We start from the raw sequence: 12,534 nt of genomic DNA, 5'->3' as shown, positions 1-12,534 counted from the left end.
TGAGAACGCAGCTCCATCCCGCAATTCTACCCAAGGGAGAAAACCCGACGGGAGGACAAGATGAAGACCACATTTGCCACGCTGGCGCTTTGCGCCGGCGCCGCCCCGCTGTTTGCGCAGCAGACGGAGGCGGACTGCACCGCGCTGCGGGATGTCGTGTTCAGCGGCGGTTATGTCACTTCGGCGCGGTCGGTGGCGGCGCAGGACACATTGCCCGCATATTGCGAGGTACGGGCGACCGCCCTGCCCGCCATCTCCATCGAGGTGCGCCTGCCCCTCCAGAACTGGAACGGCAAGTATTACCAGGCGGGCTGCGGCGGCTTCTGCGGCATTCTCGGACGCGCGGATGCCGGGGCAAGCTGGGTCAATGCCATGCGCCCGGGTCTGGAACTGGGCTACGCCACCGCCACATCCGACAGCGGGCACCACGCGTTGTCGGTCGTCGATGCAGGCTGGGCCGCCAACAATCCGCACGCGGAGCGGGACTGGGGCTGGCGCTCCATCGGAGAGACCAACCGCGTGGCGGGCCTCCTGATCGACGCGTTCTATGGCGGGCAGGCAGAGCAGGCGATCTTCCAGGGATGCTCCACCGGCGGGCGCATGGCGCATGTCGCCGCGCAACGCTATCCGGAGATGTTCGACGGCATCATCTCGGGCGCTCCGGCGATGGACTACACCGGGCTGGTGGCCACCGCGATGGCCTTCTTCGTGCAGGCCAACACCGCCGACGACGGCAGCCAGATCCTCGGCCCCGATGACGCGAAGGCGATCGGCGACCTCGTGATGCAGCAATGCGATGCGACGGACGGCACGGAAGACGGGCTGATCGAAGACCCGCGCGCCTGCGAGATCGACTACAGCCCGCTCGGGCTGTCGAACGCGAAGATGGATGCGCTGATGAGGTGGCGCGAAGGCCCCCGGAACGCGGCTGGCGACCAGCTTTACCCCGGCGGTATTCCGGAAGGGTCGGAACCGTTCTGGTGGCTCTGGCTGACCGGAAACGCAGAGGGAGCCGCGCCGCTGGTGCCCGCCTTCACCACCGGCTTCACACAGTACATGGCCTTTGCCGACGATCCCGGCGCGGAATACTCACCGCTCGACTTCGACATGGAAAGCGACCCGGCCCGGCTGGAGACGATGGCCAAGGTCTACAACGGCGACAGCCCGGACCTCTCGGCCTTCCGCGCGGCGGGCGGCAAGATGATCGTCTATCACGGCTGGGCCGATGCCATCGTGACGCCCTACAAGACCGTGGACTGGTACGAACAGGCCGCGGAGGCCGCCGGTGGCGAAGAGACGCTCAAGGAGAACGTCCGACTCTTCATGATCCCCGGCCTCGACCATTGCGGCATCCTGCCGGGGCCCGGCGGCGTGAATGCGGCCTCCCTCGATCCGATGGGCCCGATGGAGCGGTGGCTGAACGAGGGCACCGCGCCCATGTCGATCATGGCCGAGTAGGCCCTCACATCGGGAAGAAGAAGCTGATCGCCAGTACGGCGGTCAGCCCAACGATCAGGTTCATCGGCACGCCCATACGCAGGAAGTCCGAGAACTTGTAGTTGCCTGCACCGTAGACCAGCGTGTTCGTCTGGTAGCCGATGGGCGTGGCAAAGCTGGCACTCGCCGAGAACATCACCGCCACCACGAAGGGCCGCGGATCGACCCCCAACTGCGCCGCGAGCGAAATCACGATGGGCGTAAAGATGACCGCGACGGCGTTGTTCGTCACTACCTCCGTCAGGATCGAGCCCACGGCGTAAATCGCCACGAGCGTGACGAAGGGGGACAGGCCGTCGAGGAACGGCATCATCCAGCCGACCAGCATCTCGACGGCGCCGGTGTTCTCCAGCCCCTGCCCGACGATCAGCATGGCAAAGATCAGAACGAGCACACCGCCGTCGATGGAGTTCCACGCTTCATCGTTGTCTATGCAGCGCAGGACGAGGATCGCCGCCACCCCGATCAGCGCAAGCACGCCGATCGGCATGAGGTTGAGCGCGGCAAGGACGACGATCCCCACCAGCGCCAGAACCGCGATGGGCGCCTGCCGCCTGCGGTAGGCCCGGCCACCGGGTGCGGTGACATTCACCACATCGCCGGAGCGGGTCAGTTCCTCGAACCCTTCCGGCGTGCCCTCCAGCAGCAGCTTGTCGGCGGGCCGCAGGTGCACGCTCGACAGGTCGGCGCCCGCGATGTGGCGCGGCCGGTAGGCGCCCAGAACGCGGACACCGGCGCGCCGCCCCAACGCAAGATCGGCGATCCGCAGGTCGGAGCTGCGCCGCGAGGGGGTCACGATGGCCTCGACCACCTTCACTTCCGCCTCCGGGTCCAGTTCGATGGAGCGCCGCAGGCCGACCCGCAACCCGGGCTGTTCGGCCAAAGTCAGAAGCTCGGACGTCTCGGCGACGACGATCAGCGCGTCGCCCCGTTCGATCACCCGTTTCGCTATGTCGCTGCGTTCGATCCTGCCGCCGCGCCGGATGCCTGTCACGCGCACGCCAGACCGCTGGAAGTCTGCAATCTTGCCCAGGGCCGTACCGATATGCGGGTAGTTGGACCTGACCGTGATTTCCGACAGGAAGGCCGTCTCTGCGTCCTCGGTGCCGCTTTCCTTCTGCGCCCGGTCGGGCAAAAGCACCTTGCCCAGCACCAGCATCGAAAGCCCGCCGACGACGGCGACGGTCAGGCCGACCGGCGCGATCTCGAAGATCGAGAACGGCTCGATCCCCGCTTCCTGCGCCACGCCATCCACGAGGATGTTTGTCGACGTGCCGATCAGGGTACAGGTGCCGCCGAGGATCGCGGCGTAGGACAGCGGGATAAGCAGCCGCGTCGGCGCAATGGCAAGGCTCTGCGCCAAACGGATGACCACCGGGATCAACACCAGCACGACCGGCGTGTTGTTCATGAAGGCCGAGGCCGCGATGGTCGCGAAGATGAACAACCCGATGGCCATCACGGGACGCGCCTGCGCCTTGTCGATGACGATGCCCGCCAGCGCGTCCAGCACCCCGGTCCGGACCAGCGCGCCCGAGACGACGAACATCGCCGCAATCGTGATCGGCGCCGAGCTTGAGAAGACAGCCATGACCTCGTCGCTGGGCACCATGCCCAAGAGGATGTATAGCGCCGCCGCCCCCGATGCGGTCACCTCCGGCGGAAATTTCTCGATGGTGAAGGTGATGAACAGGATCACGAGGATCGCCAGTGCGACCAGCGGTGCATCCGTTCCGTAGAGATGGTCGAGCATAAAGGTTCCCCGGGTTCGCAGAGCACACACCCTTCGTCACAAGTCCCGAGCGCCGTCAAGGTTCCGCCCGGTCGCTGGATCCGCGTGTGATCCTCTGTCCTTTCGCGCAGAAGTGGGGCCGGGCGCGGCGCGAAGTCAATGGGTTGCGAAATGGCGCCATCGCTTTGCCAGCGGTATTCGTCTGCCGCTGCTCATTTGCGATGCGGCGCTTCCGTCCGCCTGTCTGCGGCTGTGCCGGGCCACTTTCAGGCAGTCTTTCCGCGCGCCCCGCATTGCCCTTTCTGTGCCCCTCGGGCTACCTCTTGGCGCGCAACGTGTTTTCAGGAGGAACAGGCATGAAAGACGGAATCCTGGCCGAAAAGGGGCTCGTGCTGCTGGGCTGCGGCAAGATGGGATCGGCGATGCTCGAAGGCTGGCTGAAGCGCGGCCTCCCCGCATCCTCCGTCTGGGTGACCGACCCCAACCCCTCCGACTGGTTGAAGGGCCGGGGCGTGCATCTGAACGAGGATCTGCCGCCCGAACCCGCCATCGTCCTGATCGCCGTCAAGCCGCAGATGATGGGCGAGGCCCTGCCCACGCTGCAGGCCATGGGCAATGGCAAGACGCTGTTCGTCTCCGTCGCGGCGGGCATCTCGATCGCGACCTACGAGGACATTCTCGGCAGCGCGACACCGATCATACGCGCCATGCCGAACACCCCCGCCGCCATCAGCCAGGGGATCACCGCCATCATCGGCAACCCGAAGGCCTCGGACACCGATCTCGACCTTGCCGAGACGCTCCTGTCCGCGGTTGGAGAGGTGGTGCGGCTTGAATCGGAGGTCCAGATGGATGCCGTCACCGGCCTGTCGGGCTCCGGCCCCGCCTATGTGTTCCACATGATCGAGTGCATGGCCGCCGCGGGCGAGGCACAGGGGCTGGCGCCGGAGCTGGCCATGACGCTGGCCAAGGCAACCGTCGCGGGCGCAGGGGCGCTTGCCATGCGGGCCGACGACGATCCGACGCAGCTCCGCCGCAACGTGACCTCCCCGAACGGCACGACGCAGGCCGGTCTCGACGTGCTGATGGACGAGGAGAAGGGCCTGCCGCCCCTCATCAAGGACACCGTGGCCGCAGCGGCCAACCGATCCAAGGAACTAGCCAATGGCTGAGATCACTTTCGACGACTTCATGGCGGTGGATATCCGCGTCGGCACCGTCACGCGTGCCGAACCTTTCCCCGAAGCGCGCAAGCCCGCGATCAAGCTGTGGATCGACTTCGGCCCGGAGATCGGAGAGAAGAAGTCCTCTGCCCAGATCACCGTGCACTACGCGCCCGAAGACCTCGTCGGCCGCCAAGTCTCGGCGGTCGTCAACTTCCCGCCGCGCCAGATCGGGCCGTTCATGTCCGAAGTGCTGGTCCTGGGTTACCACGACGCGGATGGCGCCGTGACGCTTGCGCGACCCGATCATCCTGTTCAGAACGGCGCGCGCCTCTGCTGAGGGCGCGCCGGACGTCGTTTTGTCAGAGTTCCGGCTTCAGAGTTCCGGCGCCTTGGGATCGGGCACTATGCCCATCCCGCCCGAGTAGTTCCAGTTGGGGTCGTCCTTCTTGATCCGGACAGAGATCAGCTTGCCCACCGGCCAGGCCAGAACCAAGCCAATGATGCCGGCGGTGGCCACGGCCCACCAGCTGTACCAGCCGAAGATGAAGAAGACGATCAGCGCGGCGCCTGCGATGCTGGCCCCGGCCATGTGCGCGATGAAATACGCCAAGCGGTCCATGTCGTTGCTCCTTTCGGGTCGTACCTCATATGGAAAACGTGCGAGACGAACGCAGGTTCCGCCACGCCCCGCTTGACACCCCCCGTGCCGTGCGGATGCTGGCGCAAACGCAGGAGGAGACCATGTTCAGACCCGCCATCACGGGGCACGGGGTATTCACCCCGACAGAGAACATCACCAACGACGAACTGGTGGCGGCGTTCAATGCCTATGCCGATCTGTGGAACGAACGGCACGCCGACGAGATCGCCGACGGCACGGTGCAGGCGATGGATCATTCCAGCTCCGACTTCATCTTCTCCGCTTCCGGCATCGAACGGCGTTACGTGATGGACAAGTCCGGCGTGCTCGATCCCGAACGCATGTTCCCCCATCTGCCCGCCCGCCCGGACGAGGCGCCGTCCATCATGGCGGAAATGGCGGTAGATGCCTGCGGCAAGGCGCTGGCCATGGCGGGCCGGGACGGTTCGGACGTCGATCTGGTGATCTGCGCGGCGTCGAACCACGAACGCGCCTATCCCGCCATCGCGATCGAGATCCAGCAACTGCTGGGCGCGCAGGGCTTTGCCTTCGACATGAACGTCGCCTGTTCCTCCGCCACCTTCGGCATCCAGGCGGCGGCGGACATGATCCGGTCGGGCAGCGTGCGGCGCGCGCTGGTGGTCAATCCGGAGATCTGTTCCGGCCACCTCGAATGGCGCGACCGCGACTGCCACTTCATCTTCGGCGACGTGTGCACCGCCGTCCTGATCGAACGTGCCGAAGACGCACAGGGCGCGCGGTTCGACATCGTCTCCACCCGCTGCGCGACGCAGTTCTCAAACAACATCCGCAACAACAACGGTTTCTTGCGCCGGACGCATGACCAGATGGAAGACCGCCGCGACATGCAGTTCATGCAGAATGGTCGGAAGGTCTTCAAGGAGGTGCTGCCGCTGGTCTCCGCGCATATCCTCGGCCACATGGAGGCAGAGGGCTGGGAGGCGGACGGGTTGAAGCGTCTCTGGCTGCACCAGGCCAACAAGACGATGAACGATTTCATCGGCAAGAAGGTGTTGGGCCGCATGCCTGAGGAGGGCGAACAGCCGAACATCCTTCAGGACTACGCCAATACATCCTCCGCCGGGTCGATCATCGCGTTCTCCAAGAACTCCGGCGATCTCGCGCCCGGGGACCGTGGCGTGATCTGTTCTTTCGGCGCGGGTTACTCGGTGGGCTCGGTGCTGGTGGAGCGCGGCTGAACCGGCTTTTCGAAGAACACCCGGTCGAACCCGTCCTGCACCATACGATGCGTCTCGACGTAGCCGAGGTGCGGGTACATGGAGAGGTTCTCCGTCATCTTGGCATTGGTGTAGAGGCTGATCCGCTCAAGTCCCAGCCGGGCCGCTTCCGCCTCGCAGAAGCCGATCAGCGCCTTGCCGATGCCACGTCCCGACGCCTCCGGTGCCACGCCCACGGCATCGAGAACCATCGCTCCGCCTTCGGGCCAGAAGGCGATGTACCCCAACGGTTTCGCGCCGTCGTAGACGTAAAGGACACCCTGCCCGATCTGGGCTTCGACATCCGCATCCATCGGCGCCGGGCGGCGCCCGATGCGCGGCACGTACCGCGCGTAAGACGCCTCGGCGATCTCCCGGATGGCTGCCGCGTCGTCCGGTTTCGCCTGCCGTATCATTTGCCGCCCCGCATGTTCAGAAGGTGTACGATCCCGCCGACCAGCAGCCCCCAGACCGCGCCGCCAATCCCGAAGAGTGTCAGGCCCGACGCGGTCACGATGAAGGTCAGCACCGCCGCCTCGCGGGTCTCGTCCGCCCGGAGCGCGCCGGTCATCGACGTCATGAACACACCGAACAGCGCCACACCCGCCAGCGTCGCCATGGCGAAAGGCGGGGCGGCGGCGGCGACGAAGGTCACAAGCGCCGCGAAGATACCGAATACGCAGTAGAAGACACCGGCCCAGACAGCCGCCCAGTAGCGCTTTCCGTGGTCAGGATGGGCGTGCTCGTCCGAACACATGGCTGCGGTGATGGCGGCGAGGTTGGTCTGCACCGCACCGAAAGGCGCCGACAGGATCGAGATCGCGCCGACCGTGGCGAACATCGGCCCGGGCGGAGGCGTGAACCCATTGGTGCGTAGCACCGCAACGCCCGGCATGTTCTGCGTCGCCATGGTTACGATGAACAGCGGGATGGCCAGGCCGATCACCCCTTGCAGGGACAACGTGGGCATCACCCAGACCGGCGCGGTCAGGGCGTGATCCGGCAGGGGCAGAGTGCCGTTGTGCCAGATGACCAGCCCGAAAGTGACGAGCACCGCGGCAGGCACCGCAAAGAGCCGCCGGATGCGGGTCGCCACGAACCACGTCAGAAGGATCGGAAGGGCCACCGCCGGCGCCTCTGCCACCGCGCGGATGGGGGTGAAGCATATGGGCAGCAGCACCCCGGCCAGCATCGCTTGCGTGATCGGGCCGGGTACGCTTTGCGCCAGCCGCACCAGCGGTTTCCAGAACCCCGCGACGACCGTCAGCGCACCTGCCACGGCAAAGGCCCCGACCGCACCGGAAAAGCCCTGCGGGTCCGCAGCGGAGGCCGCGAGCAGTGCCGCCCCCGGGGTCGACCACGCACAGGACGCGGGCGTCTTGGTCCACAGCGCCAGAACGATTCCGGCAAGCCCCATCGCCAGCGCTCCGGCCATCAAGGCGGAGGAGGCCTGCGCCTGTGTTGCGCCCATGGCCTCGACCCCTGCGAGGAAGATCGGGAACGACGAGAAGAAACCGACAATCGCCACCACCAGACCCGCGGTGAACGCCTGTGATCCGCCCATGTCTAGCGTCCTACCGCTTGTCGCCAGTGGCGGCGGCACAGGCTGACGTAGGCTTCGTTGCCGCCGATCTGAACCTGCGCGCCATCCAGCAGCGCCCGGCCCTCGGCGTCCTGCCGGATCACCATCGTCGCCTTGCGGCCGCAGTGGCAGATGGTCCGGACCTCCCGCATCACGTCCGCCAGCGCCAGCAGCGCGGCGGAACCGGGGAACAGCTCGCCGCGGAAATCCACCCGCAGGCCATAGGCCATCACGGGCACGTCGAGATCGTCGACCACGCGGGCCAGCTGCCAGACCTGTTCGGTCGTCATGAACTGCGCCTCGTCGACGAATATGCAGGCCACATCGCCCTTCGCCCGCCGCGCCTCGATCATCTCGAAAAGGTCGGAGTGGGTGCCGAAGACATCCGCCTCCCGCGCGAGGCCGATCCGCGATCCGATCCGCCCCTTGCCGGCGCGGTCGTCGAAGGCGGCGATCATCAGGTAAGTCTCCATCCCGCGTTCATTGTAGTTGTGCGCCGCCTGCAGAAGCAGCGTCGACTTGCCCGCGTTCATGGTCGAGTAATGAAAGTGCAGCTTGGCCATGACCCGCTTTTGCGTCAGCCGCCCGGGAGAGGCAAGAGTGCCTCGAAACGTCACCGCCGGAACGCAGGACAGCCCGGCGCGAGCGTGAGCGTGCTGTTGCCGGCGGGTTGATTTCGCCATGACGGCGGCGCGCTCCGCGGGTAATGGAAGTGCAACGCGCCGCCTCGGACGCAGGCGCACCTGCCGAGAGGATCACGATGGCGAACGTCGGAAACTACCTGAAGAAGCACAGCGAAGCCTTGGTGAAGGACGTCGGAATCGAGACGGCCTGTGCGCTGTCAGGCAAGTCGAAGGCGACGCTGGGCCGGTATTATTCCGATCATGTCGAACACGCGGACCGCTTCATGCCTGTGGATGTTGTCGCCGCGCTGGAAGAGAAGGCCTCCTACCCGCATGTCACCGCCGCGCTGGCAGAGCTGAAGGGCATAACGCTGCACTTCGACGAGGACCGCCGCAACACGCGCTCGCCGGGCGGGATGAACTCAGACGTGATCGCCCTGTCGCAACGGTTCGCCATGCTGATGGCCGAATATCACACGTCCATGGTCGACGGAGACATCTCCGTCAACGAAGCCAAGCGGATGCTGAAGGAAACCCTGGAGATCCAGAAGGTGCTGATCGACATCAAGATGCACCTCGAGGACGAGACCGCCCGCTAGGTCAGCCGTCCCCAGAGGTCGTATTCCCCGGCCTCGTCGACTTCGACCGTCACAATCTGACCCGGCTGCAACGCCTCCGCGCCTTCGTCGATGAACAGGTTCCCGTCGATCTCAGGCGCGTCCGCCTTGGTGCGGCAGGTGGCGATGCCGTCCTCGTCCACGTCGTCGACGATGACATCCATGCGTCTACCGACCTTCGCGGCAAGCTTGGCCTCCGAGATCGCCTGCGCCTTTTCCATGAAGCGCGCCCAGCGTTCGGCCTTCACCTCGTCCGGGACGTGATCCGGCAGCGTGTTGGAGCGCGCACCGGCGACGTTCTCGTACTGGAAGCAGCCCACGCGGTCGAGTTGCGCCTCGTCCATCCAGTCCAGAAGGTGCTGGAACTCCGCCTCAGTCTCTCCGGGGTAACCCACGATGAAGGTGGAGCGGAGCGCGATGTCCGGGCAATCCGACCGCCACGCCGCGATCTCGTCCAGCGTGCGCTCGGCGGCGGCGGGCCGGGCCATGCGGCGCAGGGTGTCCGGGTGGCTGTGCTGGAACGGAATGTCGAGGTAGGGCAGCACCTTGCCCTCTGCCATCAGCGGGATCACCTGCCGCACGTGCGGGTAGGGATAGACGTAATGCAGCCGCACCCACGCGCCCAACTCGCCCAGGTCGCGGGCCAGGTCGACGAAGGGAAACTTTGCGTCGCGGTCCTTCCAGTCCGTCCCGTAGGCGGATGTGTCCTGGCTGATGACCAGCAGCTCCTTAACACCGGCCTCAACCAGTTTCTCAGCCTCGCGCAGGACCGCGCGGGCGGGACGGCTTTGCAGTCGGCCGCGCATGTCTGGAATGATGCAGAACCGGCACTTGTGATTGCAGCCTTCGGAGATCTTCAGATAGCTGTAATGCCTCGGCGTCAGGGACACTCCGCTGGCGGGCAGAAGATCGATGAAGGGATCGGGTGACGGCGGCACCGCGCCATGCACGGCGTCCAGAACCTGCTCGTACTGATGCGGTCCGGTGACCGCCAGAACCTTCGGATGGGTCCCTGTGATGTACTCCGGTTCCGCGCCAAGACAGCCGGTCACGATGACCCGACCGTTTTCGGCCAGTGCCTCGCCGATGGCGTCGAGGCTTTCGGCCTTGGCACTGTCGAGAAAACCGCAGGTGTTCACGATCACCGCATCGGCGCCGGCGTAGTCGGAGGAGATGCCGTAGCCCTCGGCGCGCAGGCGCGTCAGGATGCGCTCGCTGTCCACCAGCGCCTTCGGACAGCCGAGGGAGACCATGCCGATGGTCGGCTGGCCGTCTCGGACGGTGTCGGTGATGCGGGCGCGCGCAAGGTCAGGGCGGAGATCGGGGGGATTCTGCATGGGCCGCCTATACTGCACCCTTAGCCGCCGGTGAAGCCCCGGTCGTCACGCCCCCGGACACAAACGGCGATGGCGGGCGCCTTCCCGCCAGTCCGCCCTTGCGTTGGGATCAGCGGCGCCGGTCGCGGCGCGCGCTCATCGGCTGGAAGGCGACGCCGACATGGGCCTCGCAGTAGGGCTTGCCCTGCTGGACCGGCAGCCCGCAGAACCAGAAGTCCTCCGTGGCGGGATCGCCGACAGGCCACTTGCAGGTCCGTTCGGTCAATTCCATCAGGGTCAGCTTCTTCGCCTTCTTTTCCACTTCGTTGACTTTCGCCAGCGCCTCGGGGCTGATCTCGTTGGTCGACGGCTGCGGCGGAAGGGGCTGGCCCGCCGGAATGATCTGCTTGCGGGCCGGGGACTGCGGCGCGGGTGCTGCCGCGGCGGCCGGTGCGGGCGCAGGTTCTGCCGGTTTGGCTTCGGGAGCCGCGGCGGGCTTCGGCGCCGGTTTCGGCTTGGCGGCCTGCGGCTTGACTTCCGGTTTTGCCTCTGCCGGGGCGGGCGCGCTGCCGGCCCGGTTCGACAGCCCGAGGCGATGCACCTTCCCGATCACCGCGTTGCGGGTCACCCCGCCCAGCTCCTTTGCGATCTGGCTGGCCGACTGACCCTCCGACCACATCTTCTTGAGCATTTCCACGCGTTCATCTGTCCACGACATCGGAGCTTCCTATTGAAAAAGCGGCCGCGCTTGTCCGGGCCGCCTGACGGTCTATTCGTTGAGACGATATTCTAATCATCACGCCCAAAGTTACAAGGCGGTGCGATTCTCCTGGGCCTCTGCCCGCCGGTCAGCGCAGCACGTCGGCCACGTTTCCCCTCGCCGAAAGCGGCTGCGCCACCTGCCGCTGACCGGCCTCCCCGTCGAAGCGCGGCAGATCGAGGATGAAGCGCGCGCCCTCCCCCGGCACGGAGGTGCAGCCCAGATGGCCGCCGTGGCGCGCGGCGATGCGGCTGCACGTCGCCAGCCCCAGCCCGCTGCCCGGGAACTCATCTTCTGCATGGAGCCGCGCGAAGGGTTCGAAGATGCGCGTCCGGTGCTCCTCCGCGATGCCTATGCCGTTGTCCGCCACCTCGATCCGCCAGCCGAAGGTTGTCGTCGTGCCGGCGATCTCCACCCGGGGTCGCGCGGCGCGGTTGAACTTGACCCCGTTCGCGACGAGGTTCTGAAGCAATTGCAGGAGCAGGACCGGATCGGCCTGGACGCGGGGAGGCTCGCCGACGAGGATGAGTTCTGCCTCCCGCTCCCTCAGGTCCGCGCGCAGCGCCTGCGCCAGCTCCGCCACGAGGTCGGCGAGGTTGACGGGGCGTTGCCGCGGCTCGCTCTCTGCCTTGCAGAGCCCGTAAAGCGACATGATCAGCCGCTCCATTCTCAACGCGCCGCCCCGGATGAATTCCAGGACCTCGGCATGGTTCTGCCGTTGCGCCTGCGGCAGATCCTCGATCAGCATCTCGATACCGCCGCCAACCGAGCGCAACGGCGCGCGAAGGTCGTGGACAAGGACATGCGCGAAGGTTCTCAGGCTGTATTGCTGGTCTTCGATCCTGCGCGCCATGTCCGTCCGCTGGACGGCGTTCGCCACGGCGCGGGCCAGACCCTCTGTCGTGATCTTCGTCAGCACGCAGTAGTCCTGCGCGCCCCGTTTCATCACGTCCACCGCCACCCCTTCGTCCGCGAGGGCGGCGATATAGATCACCGCCGTCAAAGGGCGCGTACCCGCGATCTGGCTGACCAGTTCCGGCCAGTGCGGATCGTCGCCGTCGGGGACGAGGATCACACAATCGACGCGGGGCAATTCGCCGATCCGCTGCAGGCAGGCGGGTCCGTCGGTGGCGAATTCCAGATCCGGCGCCGATGCCCCTTCTTTCAGCATTCCGGTCGCCTGAGACCGTCGGGCATCGGTCCTGCCGACGACAAGGATCCGCGTCATGGCCGCGGGCCATGCGGCAGGCTGACCAATACATGACCGATGCGTTGGCGGTGCGCGGCGCAAGGCATGGGTCAGTGGATCCTCCCTCACTTGGTACGAAAGCCGGTACAATCGGACTGGCACATGGACGCCGGG

Annotated in this window: 13 protein-coding genes; 5 read left to right on the top strand and 8 right to left on the bottom strand. The window is 66.2% G+C overall.

Going from position 1 to position 12,534, the window contains the following annotated elements:
* The first annotated feature begins 60 nt into the window (after nucleotides 1–60).
* Nucleotides 61–1,458, top strand: coding sequence for a tannase/feruloyl esterase family alpha/beta hydrolase (locus tag QNI11_RS00150; RefSeq protein ID WP_283981906.1), 1,398 nt, complete (start codon nucleotides 61–63; stop codon nucleotides 1,456–1,458).
* 4 nt (nucleotides 1,459–1,462) lie between these two features.
* Here the strand turns inward: QNI11_RS00150 and QNI11_RS00145 are convergent, their stop codons facing one another.
* Nucleotides 1,463–3,250, bottom strand: a complete 1,788-nt coding sequence (locus tag QNI11_RS00145) for an SLC13 family permease (protein WP_100928349.1) — start codon at nucleotides 3,248–3,250, stop codon at nucleotides 1,463–1,465.
* Nucleotides 3,251–3,585: 335 nt separating this feature from the next.
* Between QNI11_RS00145 and proC the strand changes: the two genes are divergently transcribed.
* Together proC and QNI11_RS00135 are read left to right on the top strand one after the other, a co-directional pair.
* Nucleotides 3,586–4,401 carry a pyrroline-5-carboxylate reductase gene (gene proC, locus QNI11_RS00140; RefSeq protein ID WP_283981905.1) on the top strand — a complete coding sequence of 272 codons (816 nt, stop codon included), beginning with the start codon at nucleotides 3,586–3,588 and terminating at the stop codon, nucleotides 4,399–4,401.
* Nucleotides 4,394–4,732, top strand: a complete 339-nt coding sequence (locus tag QNI11_RS00135; RefSeq protein ID WP_100928351.1) for a tRNA-binding protein — start codon at nucleotides 4,394–4,396, stop codon at nucleotides 4,730–4,732. The genes proC and QNI11_RS00135 overlap by 8 nt, the downstream gene beginning before the upstream one ends.
* 36 nt (nucleotides 4,733–4,768) lie before the next feature.
* On the opposite strand, the gene QNI11_RS00130 is transcribed toward QNI11_RS00135, so the two are convergent.
* Nucleotides 4,769–5,014: a hypothetical protein gene (locus QNI11_RS00130; RefSeq protein WP_283981904.1), complete on the bottom strand. Its 246-nt coding sequence runs from the start codon at nucleotides 5,012–5,014 to the stop codon at nucleotides 4,769–4,771.
* 122 nt (nucleotides 5,015–5,136) lie between these two features.
* Between QNI11_RS00130 and QNI11_RS00125 the strand changes: the two genes are divergently transcribed.
* A complete protein-coding gene (locus tag QNI11_RS00125) occupies nucleotides 5,137–6,255 on the top strand; it encodes a beta-ketoacyl-ACP synthase III (RefSeq protein WP_283981903.1) in 1,119 nt (372 codons plus the stop codon).
* Here the strand turns inward: QNI11_RS00125 and QNI11_RS00120 are convergent.
* From QNI11_RS00120 to QNI11_RS00110, 3 genes are read right to left on the bottom strand one after another with little or no spacing between them, the layout of a single operon-like run.
* Nucleotides 6,219–6,689, bottom strand: a complete 471-nt coding sequence (locus QNI11_RS00120; protein ID WP_283981902.1) for a GNAT family N-acetyltransferase — start codon at nucleotides 6,687–6,689, stop codon at nucleotides 6,219–6,221. The genes QNI11_RS00125 and QNI11_RS00120 overlap by 37 nt on opposite strands.
* Nucleotides 6,686–7,837 (bottom strand): benzoate/H(+) symporter BenE family transporter, encoded by a 1,152-nt coding sequence (locus tag QNI11_RS00115; RefSeq protein WP_283981901.1) that lies wholly within the window; start codon nucleotides 7,835–7,837, stop codon nucleotides 6,686–6,688. The genes QNI11_RS00120 and QNI11_RS00115 overlap by 4 nt, the downstream gene beginning before the upstream one ends.
* A 2-nt stretch (nucleotides 7,838–7,839) precedes the next feature.
* The gene (locus QNI11_RS00110; protein ID WP_283981900.1) at nucleotides 7,840–8,418 is read right to left on the bottom strand and encodes a thymidine kinase; all 579 of its coding nucleotides are present in this window, start codon (nucleotides 8,416–8,418) and stop codon (nucleotides 7,840–7,842) included.
* Between the two features lie 197 nt (nucleotides 8,419–8,615).
* Here QNI11_RS00110 and QNI11_RS00105 point away from each other — a divergent pair, with 197 nt between their 5' ends.
* A complete protein-coding gene (locus tag QNI11_RS00105; protein ID WP_100928356.1) occupies nucleotides 8,616–9,077 on the top strand; it encodes a hypothetical protein in 462 nt (153 codons plus the stop codon).
* Here QNI11_RS00105 and rimO read toward each other — a convergent pair.
* From rimO to QNI11_RS00090, 3 genes are all read right to left on the bottom strand, one after another.
* Nucleotides 9,074–10,432 (bottom strand): 30S ribosomal protein S12 methylthiotransferase RimO, encoded by a 1,359-nt coding sequence (gene rimO, locus QNI11_RS00100; RefSeq protein WP_283981899.1) that lies wholly within the window; start codon nucleotides 10,430–10,432, stop codon nucleotides 9,074–9,076. The two genes, QNI11_RS00105 and rimO, sit on opposite strands and share 4 nt — an antisense overlap.
* 109 nt (nucleotides 10,433–10,541) lie before the next feature.
* Nucleotides 10,542–11,129, bottom strand: coding sequence for a GcrA family cell cycle regulator (locus QNI11_RS00095; protein WP_100928358.1), 588 nt, complete (start codon nucleotides 11,127–11,129; stop codon nucleotides 10,542–10,544).
* A gap of 130 nt (nucleotides 11,130–11,259) precedes the next feature.
* Nucleotides 11,260–12,342, bottom strand: coding sequence for a hybrid sensor histidine kinase/response regulator (locus QNI11_RS00090; protein WP_283981898.1), 1,083 nt, complete (start codon nucleotides 12,340–12,342; stop codon nucleotides 11,260–11,262).
* Nucleotides 12,343–12,534: the final 192 nt, after the last annotated feature.

Origin of the sequence: Sagittula sp. MA-2, assembly GCF_030126985.1 — a bacterium.
GTDB lineage: Bacteria > Pseudomonadota > Alphaproteobacteria > Rhodobacterales > Rhodobacteraceae > Sagittula.
This window is presented reverse-complemented; position numbering and strand designations above follow the sequence as displayed.